At 69.5% G+C, this 18,938-nt stretch carries 19 protein-coding genes and 1 riboswitch; of the genes, 10 read left to right on the top strand and 9 right to left on the bottom strand.

All coding sequences use genetic code 11. The features are described 5' to 3' along the window. Positions 1 to 5: 5 nt before the first annotated feature. Together MHN80_RS24125 and MHN80_RS24130 are read right to left on the bottom strand one after the other, a co-directional pair. Positions 6 to 1,010 carry a glutamate ABC transporter substrate-binding protein gene (locus MHN80_RS24125; RefSeq protein ID WP_374206412.1) on the bottom strand — a complete coding sequence of 335 codons (1,005 nt, stop codon included), beginning with the start codon at positions 1,008 to 1,010 and terminating at the stop codon, positions 6 to 8. 5 nt (positions 1,011 to 1,015) lie between these two features. Next, on the bottom strand, positions 1,016 to 2,467 hold the full coding sequence (locus MHN80_RS24130; protein ID WP_004019761.1) for a hypothetical protein: 1,452 nt from the start codon (positions 2,465 to 2,467) through the stop codon (positions 1,016 to 1,018). Positions 2,468 to 2,818: 351 nt separating this feature from the next. On the opposite strand from MHN80_RS24130, the gene MHN80_RS24135 reads away from it, so the two are divergent. Beyond that, complete coding sequence (locus tag MHN80_RS24135; protein ID WP_101820842.1) at positions 2,819 to 3,301, top strand: NUDIX hydrolase; 483 nt, start codon at positions 2,819 to 2,821, stop codon at positions 3,299 to 3,301. Between the two features lie 17 nt (positions 3,302 to 3,318). Here the strand turns inward: MHN80_RS24135 and MHN80_RS24140 are convergent, their stop codons facing one another. Both MHN80_RS24140 and thiE read right to left on the bottom strand, forming a co-directional pair. Next, positions 3,319 to 3,702, bottom strand: a complete 384-nt coding sequence (locus MHN80_RS24140) for a hypothetical protein (protein ID WP_239403975.1) — start codon at positions 3,700 to 3,702, stop codon at positions 3,319 to 3,321. Positions 3,703 to 4,025: 323 nt separating this feature from the next. Beyond that, positions 4,026 to 4,751: a thiamine phosphate synthase gene (gene thiE / locus MHN80_RS24145; protein WP_239403976.1), complete on the bottom strand. Its 726-nt coding sequence runs from the start codon at positions 4,749 to 4,751 to the stop codon at positions 4,026 to 4,028. Between the two features lie 47 nt (positions 4,752 to 4,798). Beyond that, positions 4,799 to 4,909, top strand: a riboswitch (TPP riboswitch). On the opposite strand from thiE, the gene thiO reads away from it, so the two are divergent. The 6 genes from thiO to MHN80_RS24175 all read left to right on the top strand — a co-directional run bounded on the left by thiO (position 4,904) and on the right by MHN80_RS24175 (position 11,444). After that, positions 4,904 to 5,968, top strand: coding sequence for a glycine oxidase ThiO (gene thiO / locus MHN80_RS24150; RefSeq protein ID WP_101820845.1), 1,065 nt, complete (start codon positions 4,904 to 4,906; stop codon positions 5,966 to 5,968). It overlaps the preceding riboswitch by 6 nt. After that, positions 5,965 to 6,165: a sulfur carrier protein ThiS gene (gene thiS / locus MHN80_RS24155; protein ID WP_239403977.1), complete on the top strand. Its 201-nt coding sequence runs from the start codon at positions 5,965 to 5,967 to the stop codon at positions 6,163 to 6,165. Before thiO ends, thiS begins: the two co-directional genes overlap by 4 nt. Further along, positions 6,158 to 6,955 (top strand): thiazole synthase, encoded by a 798-nt coding sequence (locus tag MHN80_RS24160; protein WP_239403978.1) that lies wholly within the window; start codon positions 6,158 to 6,160, stop codon positions 6,953 to 6,955. The genes thiS and MHN80_RS24160 overlap by 8 nt, the downstream gene beginning before the upstream one ends. Before the next feature lie 69 nt (positions 6,956 to 7,024). Further along, positions 7,025 to 7,963, top strand: a complete 939-nt coding sequence (locus MHN80_RS24165) for an ABC transporter ATP-binding protein (RefSeq protein WP_239403979.1) — start codon at positions 7,025 to 7,027, stop codon at positions 7,961 to 7,963. Further along, the gene (locus tag MHN80_RS24170; protein ID WP_101820808.1) at positions 7,960 to 8,706 is read left to right on the top strand and encodes an ABC transporter permease; all 747 of its coding nucleotides are present in this window, start codon (positions 7,960 to 7,962) and stop codon (positions 8,704 to 8,706) included. Before MHN80_RS24165 ends, MHN80_RS24170 begins: the two co-directional genes overlap by 4 nt. A 128-nt stretch (positions 8,707 to 8,834) precedes the next feature. Next, on the top strand, positions 8,835 to 11,444 hold the full coding sequence (locus MHN80_RS24175) for a LuxR family transcriptional regulator (protein ID WP_239403980.1): 2,610 nt from the start codon (positions 8,835 to 8,837) through the stop codon (positions 11,442 to 11,444). Between the two features lie 82 nt (positions 11,445 to 11,526). Here MHN80_RS24175 and MHN80_RS24180 read toward each other — a convergent pair whose 3' ends face one another. From MHN80_RS24180 to MHN80_RS24195, 4 genes are read right to left on the bottom strand one after another with little or no spacing between them, the layout of a single operon-like run. Further along, a complete protein-coding gene (locus MHN80_RS24180) occupies positions 11,527 to 12,192 on the bottom strand; it encodes a phosphoribosyltransferase (protein WP_101820809.1) in 666 nt (221 codons plus the stop codon). A 9-nt stretch (positions 12,193 to 12,201) separates the two neighbouring features. Beyond that, positions 12,202 to 12,672: a nuclear transport factor 2 family protein gene (locus MHN80_RS24185; RefSeq protein ID WP_101820810.1), complete on the bottom strand. Its 471-nt coding sequence runs from the start codon at positions 12,670 to 12,672 to the stop codon at positions 12,202 to 12,204. Continuing rightward, positions 12,669 to 13,535 (bottom strand): hypothetical protein, encoded by an 867-nt coding sequence (locus tag MHN80_RS24190; RefSeq protein ID WP_239403981.1) that lies wholly within the window; start codon positions 13,533 to 13,535, stop codon positions 12,669 to 12,671. Before MHN80_RS24190 ends, MHN80_RS24185 begins: the two co-directional genes overlap by 4 nt. 59 nt (positions 13,536 to 13,594) lie before the next feature. Further along, the gene (locus MHN80_RS24195) at positions 13,595 to 14,722 is read right to left on the bottom strand and encodes an EamA/RhaT family transporter (RefSeq protein ID WP_239403982.1); all 1,128 of its coding nucleotides are present in this window, start codon (positions 14,720 to 14,722) and stop codon (positions 13,595 to 13,597) included. A gap of 275 nt (positions 14,723 to 14,997) precedes the next feature. Between MHN80_RS24195 and MHN80_RS24200 the strand changes: the two genes are divergently transcribed. From MHN80_RS24200 to MHN80_RS24210, 3 genes are all read left to right on the top strand, one after another. Continuing rightward, a complete protein-coding gene (locus tag MHN80_RS24200) occupies positions 14,998 to 16,194 on the top strand; it encodes a hypothetical protein (RefSeq protein ID WP_004022472.1) in 1,197 nt (398 codons plus the stop codon). 134 nt (positions 16,195 to 16,328) lie between these two features. Beyond that, a complete protein-coding gene (locus MHN80_RS24205) occupies positions 16,329 to 16,529 on the top strand; it encodes a hypothetical protein (RefSeq protein ID WP_239403983.1) in 201 nt (66 codons plus the stop codon). A 132-nt stretch (positions 16,530 to 16,661) separates the two neighbouring features. Then, entirely contained in the window at positions 16,662 to 18,242 is a 1,581-nt protein-coding gene (locus tag MHN80_RS24210; protein WP_239403984.1) for an MFS transporter, read from the top strand. 10 nt (positions 18,243 to 18,252) lie between these two features. Here MHN80_RS24210 and MHN80_RS24215 read toward each other — a convergent pair whose 3' ends face one another. Beyond that, positions 18,253 to 18,828: a TetR/AcrR family transcriptional regulator gene (locus tag MHN80_RS24215; protein WP_004022469.1), complete on the bottom strand. Its 576-nt coding sequence runs from the start codon at positions 18,826 to 18,828 to the stop codon at positions 18,253 to 18,255. Positions 18,829 to 18,938 lie beyond the last annotated feature (110 nt).

The raw sequence follows: 18,938 nt of genomic DNA on the forward strand, positions 1-18,938 counted from the left end.
GGGCATCAGTCCCGGTAGTACGGCTGGGGCGCGCCGTACCCGCTGTCGAGGATGGACAACCACCGGTCGCGGATCTCCTGCCAGCGACCGGTCACGCGGATGCGCTCCAGGACCCCGTTGACGAACCGGATCATGTCGTCCTGGCCCTTCGGGATTCCGACGCCGTAGAACTCCTCCCCGAGGCTGGGGCCGACGACCCGCAACCACGGGTCCTGGGCGGCCAGACCCGCGAGGATGGCGTCGTCGGTGGTCGCCGCGTCGATCTGCCCCTGTTGCATCAGCACCAGGCAGTCGGCCCAGGTCGTCGTGCTGACGATGGTGGCGCGGGGCTGGATGGCCTGGATGCGGCCGATCGAGGTCGTCCCGCGCGCCGCGCAGACACGCTTGTCCGCCAGCTGCGCCGGGCCGGTGACATTCGAATTCCGGAATGACAGAATGCGCTGCGAGGCAACGTAATAGGGAGCCGAGAAGCTGATGTCGCGCAACCGGTCGCACGTGATGCTCATCGTCTTGATCACCACGTCGACCGTCATGTCCCGCAGGGCGTCGATCCGCTGGGCGGAACTCAGGACCTGGAACTCGACGCGACGGTCGTCGCCGAAGATGGCGCCGGCGATCTCGTGCGCGATGTCGACGTCGAAGCCCTGGATGTCGCCGGTGATCGGGTCGCGGAAGCTGAACAGGTTGGAGCCGATGTCGAGGCCGACGATGAGCCGGCCGCGTTCCAGGATCCCGGCCATCGTCGAGTTCGGCGGCATCTGGCGCGGGAGCGGCATCTGGGCGGGCGGCCGAAGTGTCAGGGTCGCATTGCAGGCCTCGGAACTCGGCAGTGGTTCGACCGGCACGTCGACCTGGACGCCGGGCAGCACCGGTGGTCCGGCGGTGGCGGTGGGCGGGGGCGATTCGGGTGCGGGAAACCGCACGCACCCCGTGGCGACGAGGCCGGTGAGCGCGAGCAGGACCACGAACGTCAGCACGCGGTGACGTGACGGGGTATGAGGTGCGGGCATGGTCGTCATCGGTACTCCCGGATCCGGGGGATGAGACCGCCCACGATCGCGACACCGGCGAAGACGGTGAGCAGCAGGATGCCGGTGCCGGTGAACCCGAGGACGCGCTGCGCGGTGTTGATGTCGTCGCGGAACGAGTTCCGGGCGGTGGTGATCGCGTCGACCAGCGCGGTGTCGACCGCGGTGTAGGCGCGCGCGGAGCTGTCCGGTCCGTCGCCGACGGTGTGCAGGCGGGCGAGACCGAAGTTCCCGGTCTGGATGTAGCGGCGGACGGCGGCGTCGGTGCGCTTCCACTCCGTCAGCGCCGCGGTCACCGTGTCCAGCTGCTCGGCGGTGACCGCACTGTCGCCGTCCTCGGTTCCGCCGCGCACGTCGTCGACGATGTTGCCGATCTCGCTGGTCGCCGCGGAGAAGCTGCGTTCGAGTCCGCCCTGGTCGCCGCGGCGGATCAGCGACAGCGTCTCCGCCGACCGGGCCTGTTGGGTGAGGATGCGGGCAGCGGTCAGGTCGCGGAGCGGGTCGGCGCCCTCGGTGCGGGCGTCGCTGGTCGCCGCCACCGACATCAGGCCGGAGGCGAGCAGCCACAGCGTCCCGATGCTGAGGGCGAAGATGGCCGCGACGATCCCGAGGTTGAACCGGCGGCGGGTTCGGCGCGCGAGGTAACGCGAGGTCAGCACCAGCGCGGCGAGCAGGAACAACAATGGCGCGTACACGGTCCACGGCGGGCGGGTGAGCGTGTGTTGGGGATCGGCGATGGCCATCGACCGCCGCTCGTACAGGCGCTGTGCGGCCGGGAGGATCTCGTCCTGCATCATCGACGACGCCTGGCCGAGGTACGCCGAGCCGACCGGGTTGCCGAGTCGGTTGTTGGTTCGCGCCGTCTCGATGAGACCGCTGTACACCGGGATCGACGTGGAGAGGGTCTCGAGGTCGGCGCTGACGGCCTGCTCCGCCCGGTCCGACGCCATGCCGGAACCGGGTTCGCTGGACGTACCGGTCGCCAGGATCAACGACGACGACGCCGTCGCCAGCGCGTCGGAGTAGCGCTGCCGCAACTCGGGCGTCTCGAGACCGCCCGAGATGAACGCGGCGTTCGCGGAGGCGTCGGCGATCGACAGCGAGCTGTAGAGGACCTGTGCGGCCTCGGCGAGCGGTTCGGTCCGATCGATGAGGCGCTGCAGGGTCTGGGTGCGGTCCTCGAGAACCGTCGACGCGTACAGCCCGGTGCTCAGACAGCCGAGCGCCAGGATGCCGCAGATGATGATGAGTTTGCCGGGGGTGGTGACCGCGAAGTGCCGGAGGGTCTGGAAGGGCGACTGGGCGCGTTCCCGGGCCGTGGCGACGAGTTCGCGCCGGTCGGCGAGCACCTGTCGGATCGGGGGTGAGGATTGCGCCGGTCGGATCGTGCGACCGCCACGCGTCAGCGCCGTCCGCACGGAGGACGCGTCGCCGGTCACCTACCTGATCCCTTCTCGAACGCTGGATCGTCTCCGGTGCGGTCGTACGGTCACCGGTTCCCCGTTCCGGATTCGCGTGACCGGGCGATCAACGCCAGGTGTTGTGTCATCTGGGTCATCGTTCACCGGGTCGTGCGTGTTTCACCCTATGCCATCGGGCGGGGTTCCTCCGGGCTCGACCGGCCCCGAGTCGCCGACCTCGACCGTTCGGCTCGCAGTGCGTGCAACCGGGTCGCCTCAGGGTTCGCCACCCGGGATCCGCAAGCGCTGCGCGGACTCCCTGGCAGGTGGCGCGCGTCTCACTTACGGTGGAGGCACCCGGTCGACGCGATCGGGTTGCGAGGAGGCGTGGTGCGCGGCGACGGCGACGGCTGGGTGATCGATCCCGACGGTTCACGATATTGGGGTGTCCACGGCGCGGCAGGTCTGCTGCTGCGGGCGCCGTTGCCGGAGGGATCGACCGGTGTGCTCCTCCAGCATCGCGCCGCCTGGTCGCACCAGGGCGGGACATGGGCGCTGCCCGGCGGCGCGCGCGACTCGCACGAAGGCGCCGTCGACACGGCGATTCGCGAAGCCGAGGAAGAAGCCGGCATCACCGGCGACGATCTGCGCGTCGTCGCGGCCGTCGTCACCCACGAGTCACCCGGCGGATGGACCTACACGACCGTGATCGCCGAGACCGATTCGCCGGTCCGCACGGTCGCCAACTTCGAATCCACCGAGCTGCGGTGGGTCGACGAGAAGCGCGTCGACCAGCTGCCGCTGCACCCGGCGTTCGGGCTCGCCTGGCCCACGCTTCGCGAGCGCATCGCGATGCTCGACCCCCAGAGCTGAGTCCCGCTCCCTACCCGTCAGACCCCGACACGATCGGCGTCCAGCAGACGGTTCGCGCCCGCGATCAGGGCGTGGACGTTCGCCTCGTCGCCGCTCGCACCCTCGCCGGCGGCCCACGCCTGGCGGCCGTCGTTCTCGCACAGCAGGAACGTCGTGACCACGCCGTCGACCACCCGCTGATGCAGGCGGACGATCTGAACCGGGGCGCCGACGTCGTGGAGGATCGAGGTCATCGCGCCGACCGGACCGGCGGCGACCGCGCTGCACGACCTGATGCGGTCGGCGATCGCGAGCGTCGCCCGGCACTCGACCAGGTCGCCCGGACACGACACGACCGACCATGATCCGAGCCTGATCGCGCCGCCACGGGAGTATTCGTCGGTGAATTCCTGCCAGGTCATCCCGGTCGCCTCCTCGTGCATTCCAGGGGGAAGCGGACGTCCGTACCGCTCGGTGAACAGATCGTCACCGCGGCGGTCGCCGCACTGATGCCACGAACAGGATGGATGGGACAGATGAAGAGGGTGCATCTCATTAACCGATTTCGGTCGAAGAACGGATGACCGACTGGAGAGCGCAACCGACCCGCAGCGGGGGGTCGGTCAGAGTCAGACCCCGCTGCGGCGGGTTACGAGAACGCTCGTGATGCACAACATGATCGGTCCACCATAGACCCGAGGTATCGACCGGGCAAACGTGTTTGCCCGACGCCGGCGGTGAGCCGCTACAGCATCCCGGCGAGGTCGCGGGCCGCGGCGGCCGGGTCGGCGGCCGCGGTGATGGCTCGGACGACGACGATGCGCTCGGCGCCGAGTGCGGTGACCTCGCCGACGCGGCCGGCGTCGATCCCGCCGATGGCGAACCACGGCTTCGGCGATTGTGGTGTCCCCGACAGCATTTCCGAAGTGGCGGAGACGAGGTCGAGGCCGGCGGCGGCGCGGCCGGGTTTGGTGGGCGTGGTCCAGCACGGGCCGACGCAGAAGTAGTCGACGTCCTCGTCGGCGATCGCGGCGGCGGCCTGGTCGGAGTCATGGGTCGAGGCGCCGATGACGACGTCCGGGCCCACGATCCGGCGGGCCGCCGACGCCGCGAGGTCGCCCTGTCCCACGTGCAGGACATCGGCGCCGGAGAGCGCCGCGATGTCGGCGCGGTCGTTGACCGCCAGCAATGCGCCGTGCGCATCGGCGACGGCCCGCATCCCGGCGAGGATCTCGAGTTCCTCCCGCGCCTCGAGGGTCCCGAACTCGCGTTCGCCCGGTGAGTTCTTGTCACGGAGCTGCACAATGTCGACGCCGCCCGCGAGCGCGGCATCGACGAAGTCGAGGAGGTCGCCGCGTTCGCGCCGGGCGTCGGTGCACAGGTAGAGGCGGGCCGCGGAGAGCCGACGACGACGGTCCGCCGCGCGGCCGGAGTCCGCGGACGCTGACGTGGTGGGGTTCGGGGTCGTCACGCCGACCAGGCTAACCGGACGCCCGAGGCCCGGGCGTAGGGTGGACCGCACGAACACACGGGAGTCCGGATCGGCCGGGCTGAGAGTGCGGACCCATCCGCTGACCGTCGAACCTGATCCGGGTCATTCCGGCGAAGGAAGGTGATTCCAGCGTGAATTCCCCTCAGCAGAAGCCTGCGCACCGCCCGCTCACGGTCGTGGGCGGCGGCGTCATCGGGTTGACGTGCGCGCTCGCCGCGGCCGACGCCGGGTGGCGGGTTCGCGTACTCGACGCCGGCACCGAGGAGCGCGCCTCGTGGGTCGCGGGCGGCATGCTCGGTTCGCTCGGCGAGGGAATCCCCGGCGAGGAGGCATCGCTCGCCCTGTCGGTCGAGTCGGTCCGCCGCTGGCCTGCGCTCGTGAAGCGACTCGACGATCCGGCCGTCGTCACCGCCACCGACTCGCTCTTCGTCGCGGCCTCGGCCACCGACATCGAGTATCTGCGGCACCTCGCCGACTTCGTCTGGTCCGGTCAGCCCGGCACCGATGCCGCGCTGCAGCCGGTGACCGGCCGCGACATCCGAACACTGGAACCGTCACTGAGTTCTCGACTCGTCGGTGGCTACCGCGCGATCGGGGAATGGTCGGTGGACAACCGCCGACTGCTCGAGGCGCTGCGCGCCGCGGCCACCAGTGCCGGCGTCGAGCTCGTCTCCGCTCGCCTCGAGTCCCTGTCCGATGTCGACGACCTGGGCCCTGACGCGCAGGTCCTGCTCGCCGCCGGACTCGGCACCGCGGCACTGTGGCCGGACGTCGACCTGCACCCGGCCAAGGGGGAGATCCTGCGGCTTCGTCGCACGCGGTGGTCGGTGCCCCCGCCCGACCACGTCGTCCGGGCTCGCCTGCACGGCCGCGCCGTGTACGTGGTCCCGCGCGAGGACGGGGTCGTCGTCGGGGCGACCCAGTACGAGGCGGAGGGGATGGCCGACCGGACGCCGCAGGCCGGTGGGGTCGCCGACCTGCTGGCCGACGCGATCGAGGTGATGCCCGGGCTGCGGACGTATGAGCTGACCGAAGCGGCGGCCGGCCTGCGGCCGTGCACCGCCGACGGGTTACCGCTCGTCACCCGCGTGGACGCCCGCACGGTCGTGGCGACCGGGCACGGACGCAATGGGATCGTCCTCGCTCCCGGTACCGCGGAGCGGGTCCTGTCGATCCTGGAAGGAGTCGAGGAATGAGTATCACGGTGAACGGCGAGACAGTGGACGTCGAGGCCGACGCCTCGGTGCGCGATGTGGTCGCCGGACTCGGGTTGCCGGATCGCGGGATCGCGGTCGCGGTGGACGGCGCGGTCGTCCCGCGCGGCCGCTGGGACCGGCACACCATGACCGATGGCGCCGTCGTCGAGATCGTCACGGCGGTGCAGGGTGGCTGACCAGTTGACACCCGACCCGTTGCGGATCGGCGGCCGCGAGTTCTCGTCTCGGCTCATCACCGGCACCGGTGGCGCGTCGAATCTCGCGACCCTGGAACGCGCACTCGTCGCGTCGGGTACCGAACTCACCACCGTCGCGGTCCGCCGCGTCGATGCCGCCTCGGGCACCGGGGTCTTCGACCTGCTGCGGAGGCTCGACATCGCGGTTCTGCCGAACACGGCGGGGTGCCACACCACCGCCGAGGCGGTGCTGACCGCGCAGTTGGCGCGCGAGGCGTTCGAGACCGACTGGGTCAAGCTCGAGGTGGTCGCCGACGAGCGCACCCTGATGCCCGACGCCATCGAGCTCGTCGACGCGGCGGCCGCCCTGGTCGCGGACGGATTCGTCGTCCTGGCCTACACGAATGACGACCCGGTCCTGGCCGCACGACTCGCCGATCTCGGCGTGGCCGCGGTGATGCCACTCGGCTCGCCCATCGGGACCGGCCTCGGAATCCTCAACCCGCACAACATCGAGATGATCGTCGACGACTGCCGCACCCGCTTCGACGACCCGCTGCCGGTCATCCTCGACGCCGGCATCGGTACCGCGAGCGACGCGGCCCTGGCGATGGAACTCGGTTGCGACGGAGTACTTCTGGCCACCGCGGTGACCCGCGCGGAGAACCCCGAACAGATGGCGACGGCGATGCGGCATGCGGTGATCGCGGGCCGGCTGGCCGCGCGGGCGGGCCGGATCCCCAAGCGCTTCTGGGCCCACGCGTCCTCGCCCGGCCGGGAGCAGAGCTGACGGTCGCCCGCGACAGGCCGTCCGAATGACGGACCGGGCCGCTCCGGCTTGGACGGCTATGGTCGAGGCGTGTTGCGGGTAGCGAATCTGACGAAGGACTTCGGCGGTCAACGCGCGGTCGACGACCTCACCTTCGAAGTCGGGCCGGGACGGGTGACCGGCTTCCTGGGGCCCAACGGTGCGGGCAAGTCGACCACGATGCGCATGATGCTCGGTCTCGATCGCCCGACCTCGGGTACGGCCACGATCAACGGTCAGCGCTACCGCGACCTCGACCACCCGCTGCGTCAGGTCGGCGCGCTGCTCGACGCCCGGTGGGTGCACCCGAACCGCAGTGCGCGTTCTCATCTTCGATGGCTGGCGGCGAGCAACCAGATCCCGGTCGCCCGGGTGGACGAGGTGCTCGAGACGGTCGGGCTCACCTCGGTGGCCAAGAAACGCGCGGGCGGCTTCTCGCTCGGCATGTCGCAGCGACTCGGGCTGGCGGGTGCCCTCATCGGCGACCCGCACACGCTGTTGTTCGACGAGCCGGTCAACGGCCTCGACCCGGAGGGGATCGTGTGGATCCGCGGGTTCATGCGCAAGCTCGCCGCCGAGGGTCGAACGGTGCTGGTGTCGAGCCACCTGCTCACCGAGATGTCGCTCACCGCAGATCATCTCGTCGTCATCGGGCGGGGGCGGCTGATCGCCGACTGCTCGGTGGGTGAGTTCACCGGACGGGCTCGGCAGTCCGTGCGGGTGCGCGGCCCGCAGCTGGAGCAGTTGCATGCCGCGCTCGCCGCGGCGGGGCTGAACCCCGCACCGGGAGACCCGGATGATCGCGGGCGTCCGGTGATGCGCATACCGGACACCACAACCGATCACGTCGGCGATCTCGCCGCCGCCGCGGGCATCACGTTGCACGAGCTCTCCGCCGAGTCGGCGTCGCTCGAAGAGGTGTTCATGTCGATGACGGCCCACGCTGTCGACTACACCGCCACCGACAATCAGGGGGGAGTGAGCCGGTGATCGCCGCGATCAACGCCGAACGGATCAAGCTCGCCAGCACGCGGTCGCCGTACTGGTGCCTCGGTGTCGTCGTCGTGCTGGGTCTGGGCATTGCGGTGCTGCTCGGTGCTGTCGCCGGAACCTCGTACGGAAGTCCCGGCGAGGCCGACACCCTCACCGGCGACTTCCTGATCGGCGTCGACCAGTTCGGGGTCGCGGTCCTGGCGATCATGGCGATCCTGGGTGTCACCACCGAGTATCGCTTCGGCACCATCCGCCCGACCTTCGCCGCGATTCCGCGCCGCCCACGGGTCCTCATCGCGAAGGCGGTCGTGTTCGGCGGACTCTCGTTCGCAGTGGTCGCGATCCTGTGCGTCGTCGCGGTCGTGGTCGCGCAGATGCTGTCCGGTGTCGGGGTCTCACTGACCGGGTCCGAGACCGTCCGACATCTCTGGGGCACGCCGGTTTTCGCGATGCTGTGCGCGCTGATCGGCCTCGCGGTGGGGGCGCTCGTGCGGCATTCGGCGGGCGCGGTGGCGATCATGCTCGTCTGGATGCTGGCCCTCGAGCGCATCGTGTCGGTGCTCCCGCGTGTGGGTGAGCACATCGTGTCGTTCCTGCCGTTCCTCAACGGCTGGAACTTCCTCGCGGGTGGCAGCGACACCTTCCACTGGAACGCCTACGGATCGTTGCTGTACTTCGCGGCGTTCACTCTCGTGCTCCTGGCGGCGGCGGTGGCGGTCACGAACGCCCGGGATGCGTAGTTCGCGTACTTCGATCCGCTGATGTCGAATCCGGGATTCGCTGAGTGCTGGCCACTGCCATCCGGTTGGACCACATTGGTGCTTCGGCGCGGCCCATTGTAGGGACCGGCAGACTAAAATTCGCGGTTATGTCCACGAATTGGCCGCTTGTCGAGCGCGATCGGGAGTTCCGCACGATCCAGGCGGCACTCAGGGGTGAGACGACCGGTTGTGGCGTGGTCCTGACGGGCGACTCCGGCGTCGGCAAGACCACCCTTGCGCGGCATGTCACCGCCGAGTTGCCCACGGGGGTGCGATGGGTCGCGGGTACCGAGTCCGCGCGGTCGATCCCGCTGGGCGTCTTCGCTCATCTCGTCGGCCCGGCGACGTCGAGCGATCCGGTCACCTATCTTGCGGCAGCGCGTGAATCACTGCTCGCCGACGGCGATGTCGTCATCGGTGTCGACGACGCCCACCTCCTGGACGAACTGTCGGCGACGCTCCTGCATCAACTCGCGATCGACCGTGCGGTGCACATCGTGGCGACCGTGCGCAGCGGCGAGACCGTCCCGGATGCGGTGACCTCGCTGTGGAAGGACAACCATCTCACGCGGATCACGTTGTCGCCGTTCACCAAAGAACAGAGTGTCGAGCTCATCGAGTCCGTGCTCGACGGCCAGCTCGAGGAGCACTCCGCGAATCTCATGTGGGAGGCCTCCGGTGGGAACGCACTGTTCCTCCGGCATCTCGTCGACGGCGCCCGGCAGGCCGACACCCTGCGGCAGGTCAACGGTGTGTGGCAACTCCGCGGGCGTGCCGCCATCACCTCGGAGCTCGCGTCGCTGCTCGAGGGCCGGATCGAGCAACTGGACGGTTCGGTCCTGGGCGCGCTGAAGTACTTGAGCCTGTGCGAGCCGCTCGACATCGACGTCCTCGCCGAACTCGCCGGTGAAGAGGCCGTCGAGGAGGCCGAGATCGCCGGCTTGGTGCGCATCACCCGCGACGGGCGGCGCCTCGATGTCGCGTTCCACCACCCGCTGTTCGGCGAGGTCATCCGACGCCGGCTGGGTCTGGTCTCGTCGCGACGGCTGCGCGGCCGACTCGTCGAGGCGCTGCGGTCACGTCCCACGAACACTCCGGCCGAACGCATTCGTCTCGCCGACCTCGCGATCGAGAGCGACGTGGAGATCGATCTGTCGTTGGTGCGGACAGCAGCCCGCGACGCACTGAATCTCGCGCAGACACCACTCGGCGAACGCTTTGCGCGCGCGGCACTCGACGAGGGCGGGGGACTCGAGGAGGCCGAGCTGCTCGCGCGGGCGGTCATGTGGCAGGGGCATCCGGATGAGGCGCGGGACATCCTGGCGCGGTTCTCACCGGATGACCTCGACGAGGGCCGGCTGGTGCTGTGGGGCAACTCGATCATCGGCAACACATTCTGGGCGCTCGGTGATGCCGAGCGGGCCGACGAGATACTGCAGCTGCTGACCGAGCGCGTCACCCACCCCGCACTCACGCCGATCGTCACCGGAATCGCCTCGGCATGTGCGCTTTTCGAGAATCGGATCGACGAGGCGATCGCGCTGTCCGACTCCGTCCTGGCCGAGTCCAAGGTGCTTCCCTGGGCGGTGGAATGGGCGGTGTTCGGCGGCAGCCTCGCCCGCGCGGTGGCCGGCCGGGGAGCGGAGGTCCGGGCGCTGGCCGAGCACTCACGGGAGGTCGAGGTCGACGGGTTGCTCCGGTTCCCCACCGGCTTCGGCGAGACCCTCGCGCTGACCCTCACCGGCCGGCTCGGCGACGCGGACGTCGCGGCGGGACGCTTCGTGTCCGCCGCTCAGACCGCGCAGTACCTGGGCTGGGCGATGTCGGGAATCCTGGTCGCGGCAGTCGAACTCGCGCGCGGATCGTGTGCGTCGGTGACCCGTCGGATGGAGCAGACACTCGCGATTCTCGACAGCGGCCGGTTCTCCGAGTCCTGGAACTTCCCCGCCCACATCTTCCTGGTGCAGGCCCTCAGCGCACTGGGGCAGGCAGACCGTGCCGGCGCCGCGCTGGCCAAGGCGCGGGAGAAGTCCGGCACGCACGTGGCGGTGTTCGGGCCGATGCTCGCCATCGCGGCGGCCTGGCAGGCGGCCGCGGCCGGAACCGTCACGCCCGCCGTCGAACTCGCCCATTCCGCGGCGGCGTCCGCGCGCGCCGCGGGTCAGTTCGCGGTGGAGGTCGAGGCATTGCACACCGCGGCACGCTTCGGTGAAGGGGGCGTCGCCGATCGGCTCGCCGAACTGGCGGAGCGCGTCGACGGTCCGCTGTCGGACCTGTACGCGCGTCACGCAGCGGCGCTGCGTGACGGCGACGCGGTCGAACTCGATCTGTGTTCGGCGGCGTTCGAGGACGCCGGGGTGTGTCTGTCCGCCGCCGATGCGTCGGCGCAGGCCAGCGTTTTGCACGACGCGGCGGACAAGCGGTCGGCGACCGTGGCGTCGGCCGCGGTGGCGAACCGGCTGGCGTCGGCGTGCGGAGGCCTGCGGACACCGGCGCTGATCTCGGCCGCGCAGCCGTTGCCGCTGACCTCCCGCGAGCGCGAGATCGCCAACCTCGCGGCAGCGGGCCTGTCCAACAAGGACATCGCCGAACGGCTCACCGTGTCGGTCCGCACCGTCGAGGGGCACCTGTTCCGCGCGTACACCAAGCTCGATGTGGGCGACCGCGCCGAACTGGCCGAGCTCCTGCTCAAAGACGCTCGGCCGCAACCGCGCTGACATCCACCCGTAGAAAAAGACAGTCGACGGCATGTCGGCGGTGTCGCCCTGACGGGTTGTTTTCAGGGGGTGCGCCGGCGGCTCAGTCGCCCGGCCGGCGAAGGGCGGTGATCACCTCGTCGTCGTCGACCTGGGCGAAATCCTCGTAGGACAGGCCGACGGCGCGGAACGGTTCCGGCGTCACGAGAACGATCACCTCGTCGACTCCGCGGTCCCGTAGGCGGTGAACCGAATCCGACGGTGCGGTCGGTACGGCCACCACCACGCGGGCGGCCCCGACGGCCCGGACGGAGTCGACCGCCACGGCCATGGTCGATCCGGTGGCGAGTCCGTCGTCGACGAGAATGACTGTCCGGCCGAGGAGTTCGGCTTCCGGGCGGTCGCCGCGATAGCGTCGTTCGCGATCGTGCAGAAGACGGCGTTGCCGGTCGGCGGCCTCCTCGAACTCGGCGCGGGACACCCCGAGGTGACGGGGCATGTCGTCGTTGACCACCAGATGGCGCGCGGTGACCGCGCCCATCGCGAACTCCTCGTGACCCGGCGCCCCGATCTTGCGGACCACCAGGACATCCAGGTCGCAGGCTCCCGCCGTCCCTGCGATCGCGTCGGCCACCTCCCGCGCCACGGGGACCCCACCGCGGGCGAGGCCGAGGACAACGGGTGGCGCGAGGATGTTCGCCACCGTGACGACCCGCGCACCCAGCAGGCGGCCCGCCTCGCGGCGGTCGGCGAAGGTGCGCGGGCCCATCGTCCGGCCTCAGACCCGCACTGCGGGACCGACCTTCAGTGCAAAGCTCGGCAGGTCCGCGAGACCGATGGTCGCCTCGTAGGTGCGGTCGTAGCCCGTGCTGCTGATGCGCCAACCGTCCGCGGTGCGACGGTAGGTGTCGTCGTAGAACGCGGCGCCGATGAGCATGAACGAGAACTCGGCGACGATGACCCGGTCCTGGAGGTACCAGCGACCGTGTGCGGTGTCGCCGTCGATCTCGATCTCCGGGTGCGCGACACGGTGTTCGGTGATCACCGCGGGTCCGACGTTCGTCTGCATGTACCCGACCAACTCGTCCCGGTCGGAGAAGCTCAGTCCCTCACCGTAATTGCCGGTGACGTCGTCGGTGAGGGTCGATGCGAACGTCGTCCAGTCCTTGGTGTCGAGTGACCTCAGATACCGGTATTTGAGGTTCTCGATCGCCCGGAGGTCCTCGAGTCGACCGTCGGATGCACTCACTTCGTCCTCGTTCCCGGCAGGATTCCCGCGTCGATGACGGCCTTCACGACCGGCCTGGTCCGCGCCAGCAGATCGTCGGTGCCGGCCCAGATGGACTCTCCCGCAGCATCGGTGGTGGCCTCGATGTCGTCGTAGGTCGCCGCGCCGGAGGCGGTGAGTCGGTGCCCGTCGTCGACGCGTTCGGCCAGCCCGGCGTCGGCGAGACGATCGACGCTGTCCTCCCAGTCCTGCTCGGACCACCCGCGGGTCAACAGCACGATGCGTTTGCCGAGTGTGCGCCGCCGGACGGTGGGGTCGGGCAGCTGTGCCTCGTGGAAGACGGCCGCGTCGAATCCGTTGAGTCCATGGAGCGCGAGGGCGGCGATGTGGTTGTCGCCGCGCCATTCTCGGAGTACCGCGATGGCGTGCCACAGCCGCAGTCGTGCGGTGTCGGGCGTCGGAGCCGTCGACCACGCGGCGGCCAGCGGGCGACCGCCGAGCGGCAGGCCGGCCGCGAGATCGTAATAGGCAGAAGCGAGTTCATCGAGCTCTGCATCGTCGATGGAGTCGCCGAGGATGTCGCGCAGCGAATCGTCGAGCATCTGGTTGCGCCGGTCGTGGACCCGCTCGAGCCCGGCGTCGATGGCGGCCGTCCAACTCTTCGCGATCAGTTCGGGGTTGAAGTTGTAGAAGGCGGAGGCGACGACCGAGGCCGTGCACGGGCCGAACGGCGCACCCCGCGCACCGACGTAGAAGGCGTACGGATCGAGCCCGGTGTCTTCCTGTGCGCCTTTCAGTCCGGGGTTGAAGTAGGCCAGGATATGGAAGGGCTCGAGGGTCTCGTAGGCGAGCCGGGCCGCGGAGCCCGTGCTGGTCGATGTCATCAACCCACCCTCTCCATCTGCGGGGCGGGTGTCAACCATCTGCGGAGCAGGCGCAGCGGTCAGTTGCGGCGGGAGTCCCGGCCGCCGTAGACGGAGTCGTCGCCGACCGACCAGAAGCCGGGATCGGGTGACGGGTCGCTCGGGGGCGGGTCGTCACCCGGCGCCCGGAACCCGTCGGTCAGCGCCGACCCGTCGGTCAGCGCCGCCCCGTCGGTCCCGGCCGGTGTGTCGGCGGACGCCTCGTCGGATTCGGGCTCCTCGCGGCCACGGCGCCAGCCGCCCTTCATCGGCGGCGCCTCGCCAAGGTGGTCCGGGTCGACCGAGCCGTACCACGCGACCAGCACGGCGCCGATGACCGCGCCGACGAAGCCGAGGATCGCCAGCCAGCCGAGTCCGGGTTTGGCCGTGTCCTCGAGGAACACGACCCCCACGAGACTCGGACCGGCCGTCTCGCCGACCACGAGGACAGCGGTCACCCCGTTCACCGCGCCGAGTTGGAGTGCGACCGTCTGGACGTAGAAGCCGACCGCGCCCGCCGCGGCGATGGTCCATGCGGCCGGATCGCTCAGCAGGGCGACGGGGTCGAACGGTTGCACTCCGTCGAGGATGCGGACCGCGATGGCGATGATTCCGAACAGCAAGCCGGCCGACGCCCCGCCGACGATCGCACCGGCCGGGCCGAGGTTGTAGACGCCCACCAGGGCCAGGGCGCACAGGGCGAGGGTCGCGACGAACAGGCCCCAGTGGAATCCGACCTCCTCGCCACCGCCGGTGTGGTGGGACGACGCCACGCCGAGCAGGCAGAGCGACATCACGACCAGCCAGATGGCGACCCATTCGCGGGTGTGCAGCGCGATGTTGAGGATGATCGTGCCGAGCAGTGCGGTGATGACGAGGTTCGCCGACACGATGGTCTGGGAGAGGAACAGGGGCAGGAACCGGGCGGCGAGCGCACCACCGGCGAACCCGAGGACGACCAGCGTCGTGCCGAGGATGAATGCGGGATCGACCAGCGTCGACATGGTCGACGAGAGGGTCGGTGCGCCGTTCTCGTTGGTGATGCCCTCGCCCTCGTCGGCGGCGGCTTCGGCGACGCGGCGCGCACCGAGCGCGCGCAGGACCGTCGACATCCCGTAGGCGACTGCGGCGAGACAGGCGGCGATCACGCCGATGACGAACAGCTGCATGCCTCCTCCAACTCGGCCTGGATGAGCCTCTGGTGAAGCCCGGACCGCCGACCACCCCGACTACGAACTCACGCGATCGGCCGAGGTGACACCGGCTCCGCGCTGGTGCTGGTCGCGATACCGCAGGTGCGACGTGCCGGCCGATCGTGGAGAAACTAACAGCACGAACCGACAGGACGGTATCGAATATTCCCTCGCGCGCAGAATTGTGGGCGGGATCCCCTCGACGATCGGCCGCCCGTACGTCGCGCGCCGGCGGCACTAGACTCGCTCGGGTGAACAGCGCCGGAAAAGCCCATGTACTGATCACATTCGGCAGGTCGTTCCTGACCCTGGAACTCGCGCGGCTCATGGCCGCGGCCGGGCACCGTGTCAGCATCGTCGATTCCATCCCGGTCGGGATCGGCCGGTTCTCCAACGCGGTGAGCGACTTTCACCGGGTGCCGCCACCGAAGTTCGAGCCGCTCGCGTACTGCCACGCGCTCGCGCGGATCGTGAGCGAGAACGACGTCGACATGGTGATACCGGTGCACGAGGAGACCGACATCATCGCGATGCTCGCCGATCTGTTCCCACCCGAATGTCGCCTGTTCCTCTCCGATTTCACCACCGAGAACCGGCTGCACAACAAGTACGATTTCCAAGAGCTTCTCGTCGAACTGGGCATCCCGACGCGCAAGTTCGCGCGGGTCACCGGTCCCGAAGACGTCGGAGCGCTCGACTTCTCCCAGCCGTTCGCGCTCAAGCGGTGTTATTCGCGTGGGTCGCAGAAGGTCCACAAGGTGACCCCCGGCGATCCGCTCACGTGGCTGGAGCACGACGAGCAGAACCCGTGGATCGCGCAGGAGTGGGCGTCGGGGAACAACTACTGCACCTATTCGGTCTGCCACGAGGGCCGCGTCTACGCGCACGCCACCTACCCCGTCGACTACGCCATCGACGGCAGCTCGTGCCTCAACTTCCGATCGGTGGACCATCCGCAGATCGCCGGCTGGGTCCGTGACTTCGTCCGCCGGGTGAACTTCACCGGCCAGATCGGATTCGACTTCATCGAGGACCGGAACGGTTCGGGGGACGCCGCCGATCTGTTCTGCATCGAATGCAACCCGCGCGCGACGAGCGGGATCATGATGTTCACGCCCGAGGACGGAGTCGACCGCGCGTTCCTCGGGACCTGGGACCCCGACGACGGGCCGATCACCCCCGGCTCGGGCGTCGACAAGATGATCGGGCTGGGCATGCTGCTCTACGGGTGGCGCTCCTCGTCGCGCAAGGACCGGACCCTGCGCGACTTCGTCCGTGACTTTCGCGGCGCGTCCGACGTGGTCACGTCTCCCGGCGACCAGAAGCCGGCGTTGATGCTCCCGTTCGCGTATGCCGGAATCCTCCGCAGCTGCCTCAAGTACCGCGTCGGACTCGCCGAGGGTTTCATGCACGACCACGAGTGGGACGGTCTCCGTATCAGCCTGTGACCTCTCCTGGGATCCGACCTCCGGGACGGGTACGACGCGGGCGCCGAGGCGTAGACTCTGCAGTCACCATCACCTGCGTGTTGACCCCATCCGCAGGGTTGTCCGGGGGGACTCGAGCTCGAGGGGAGCTGCTCATGAGCATGTCCAGGATCATGCGTCGTACGTCTGTCGGGGTGGCCGCCGCCGGTGCCGCCTGCGCGATCGGTCTGGCCACCGCGCCGACGGCCTCGGCCGCGCCGGCCGTGCAACCGGTGCAGCCCGTCCAGGCTGTCGGTTCGGTCGCGATCTGCTTCGGCATCCCGATCGGGCCGGCCACCATCAGCGTCTGTCTCTGATCGGACTCACTGAGATCCCATTGCTGTTCGTCCCGGCCTCCGGGACGAACAGCAACGTGATCGCGTGACCGGTTTGTGCCCGGTCCGCTGAGATCCCGGGCCCAATGGTCCTCGCGCACGTACGATTCCCCGATGACGTCGACAACGGCCGTGGTCGAGGCGGGTACGGCCCCGAAACGGGCGAAAGCGATCCTGGTCGCGCTGATCCTGGTGGCCGGGGTGGCCAACATCAATCTCGCGGTGGCGAATGTCGCGCTGCCCGACATCGGGAAGGCGCTCGACGCGAGTTCGACGCAGCTGAACCTGGTCGCGGTCGGCTACTCGCTCGGCCTCGCGGCGTCGGTGCTCTACTTCGGCGCGCTGGGAGACCGGCACGGCCGCAAGCGAATGCTCGTCATCGGTATGTGCCTGTCGATCCCGGCGTCGCTCGTCGCCGGGTTCGCGCCCAACGTCGAGGTCCTGTTCGGCGCCCGCCTGGTGGGTGGCATCGCGGCGGGCCTGGCCTTCCCGACCACCCTCGCGGTGATCACCGCCCTGTGGTCGGGACCGAAACGCGTCCGCGCGATCGCCGCGTGGTCGGCGTTCGGCGGTGCGATCTCGGCGTTGGGGCCCGTGCTGTCCGGGGCTCTGCTCGAGGTCCTGTCGTGGCACTCGGTGTTCCTCGTGACCCTTCCGCTGGCCGTCGTCGCGCTGCTCGCCGCATGGCGGCTGGTGCCCGCTGACAACGGTGACGAGGCCGCGGTCGTCGACAACCTGGGCGGCGTCGTGTCCATCGTGATGGTGGGGTCGCTCGTGCTCGCGATCAACTTCGCCCCCAACTCCGATCAGCGACTCCAGGTCTACATCCTGGCCGCGATCGCGTTGCTCACCGGCGCGGGCTTCGTCTGGCGGCAGCTGCGGGTGCGGGTTCCGTTGTTCGACCTACGGATCGCGTCCCGACGGACCTTCTGGGTCGCGGCGGTGGGCGGGCTGATCGTGTTCGGCACGCTCATGGGAGCGATGTTCATCGGGCAGCAGTACATGCAGAACGTGCTCGGATACTCCACCCTCGCGGCCGGCGCCACGATCCTCCCGGCGGCGGCCGCCATGATCGTCGTGGCACCACGGTCGGCAAAGCTGGTGCAGAACATGGGTTCGCGCTTCACCTTGCTGTCGGGCTACGCGTTCATCGTCGTCGGCCTGGTGCTCGCGATGCTCACCTGGGACGAGCACGCCCACTTCTGGCATGTGGGCCTGGTCTACGTCCTCGTCGGGGTGGGCGTCGGTCTCGCCGGCACCCCGGCGTCGCAGTCGCTGACCGGTTCGGTGCCGGTGCAGCGCGCCGGGATGGCGTCGAGCATGTCCGATCTGCAACGCGACCTCGGCGGCGCGATCCTGCAGTCCACCCTCGGCGCGATCCTGACGGCGGGTTACGCAAAACAGTTGCAGCAGAGCATCTCCGATTCACCGCAGGCCGACCAGGTGACCGAACAGACCGAAGCCGCGCTCACGAAGTCGTTCTCGAGTGCCGAGGTCATGGCCGAGCGTTACCCGCAGTATGCCGATCAGATCATCGGTGCGGCCCGCGACGCGTTCGTCCAGGGTGACAAGAACGCCTACGGCGCGGCGGCCGGCATCGTCCTGCTCGGTGCGGCCGTGGTGTTCTTCTTCTACCCCAAACACGAGGCGGAGCGAACGGCGATGGCGGAGTACGCAGAACAGCGCAGCCTCTGAGACCCGGACCTCAACCGGCAGCATCGGCGGGTGGTGAATCGAAAGCCGCCAGCAGCATTCGCGCCGCCATCGCGACGAGCGACGCCCGGTCGGCGTCCCGCGGCCGCTGCAACGCGATGCGCAGGCACAGGCTGGCGGTCGCGCCCATGGTGAGGAACACCAGTTCGTCGATCGCCCGGTCGTCGAGGTCGGGCCGCAGACGCGACGGCAGAATCCGCGCGAGCGGGAGGAGGGGTCCCTCGACCTCCGCCCAGGCGTCGCCGAAGCCGTGCTCGCCGATCTCGAGTGAGGCACGCAGTACCGGCGCGTGCGACTCGAACGACGACACCAGGGTCTCGACCACCGTGACCATCGCGATGTCCGGTTGCTGGTCCATCGCCCGGCCGATACCGCTCGCGAGGGTCGCGGTGATGTCGTGGACGGCGGCGAGGCGCAGCTCCTCGACGATCGCGTCCATGTCGGCGAAGTAGCGGTACACCGTCCCGATGCTCACGTGCGCGTGGCCGGCGAGTTCGGCGGTCGTCGGCCGGCGGCCGGGGCGACGCTCCAAAAGAGTGAGGGTAGATGTGAGCAGCCGCTGGCGCATCTCCCGGCCGCGTTGCTGTTTCGGCGCACTGCGTCGTTGCAGTGCTGTACTTTTCGAGTTCGTCGACGATGCCATCAAAAGTGAATGGTAAGTGAGGATTGCTCGTGTTC

The organism is Gordonia sp. McavH-238-E (assembly GCF_022348225.1).
Classification (GTDB): Bacteria; Actinomycetota; Actinomycetes; order Mycobacteriales; family Mycobacteriaceae; genus Gordonia; species Gordonia terrae.

Bases quoted from the DNA above. Each gene is read 5' to 3' on its own strand.
- MHN80_RS24190 (WP_239403981.1), bottom strand. From the start codon at position 13,535: ATGACATCGACCAGCACGGGCTCCGCGGCCCGGCTCGCCTACGAGACC.
- MHN80_RS24205 (WP_239403983.1), top strand. From the start codon at position 16,329: ATGAGCATGTCCAGGATCATGCGTCGTACGTCTGTCGGGGTGGCCGCC.
- MHN80_RS24195 (WP_239403982.1), bottom strand. From the start codon at position 14,722: ATGCAGCTGTTCGTCATCGGCGTGATCGCCGCCTGTCTCGCCGCAGTC.
- MHN80_RS24125 (WP_374206412.1), bottom strand. From the start codon at position 1,010: ATGCCCGCACCTCATACCCCGTCACGTCACCGCGTGCTGACGTTCGTG.
- MHN80_RS24210 (WP_239403984.1), top strand. From the start codon at position 16,662: ATGACGTCGACAACGGCCGTGGTCGAGGCGGGTACGGCCCCGAAACGG.
- MHN80_RS24140 (WP_239403975.1), bottom strand. From the start codon at position 3,702: ATGACCTGGCAGGAATTCACCGACGAATACTCCCGTGGCGGCGCGATC.
- MHN80_RS24215 (WP_004022469.1), bottom strand. From the start codon at position 18,828: ATGCGCCAGCGGCTGCTCACATCTACCCTCACTCTTTTGGAGCGTCGC.
- thiS (WP_239403977.1), top strand. From the start codon at position 5,965: ATGAGTATCACGGTGAACGGCGAGACAGTGGACGTCGAGGCCGACGCC.
- MHN80_RS24180 (WP_101820809.1), bottom strand. From the start codon at position 12,192: ATGGGCCCGCGCACCTTCGCCGACCGCCGCGAGGCGGGCCGCCTGCTG.
- MHN80_RS24175 (WP_239403980.1), top strand. From the start codon at position 8,835: ATGTCCACGAATTGGCCGCTTGTCGAGCGCGATCGGGAGTTCCGCACG.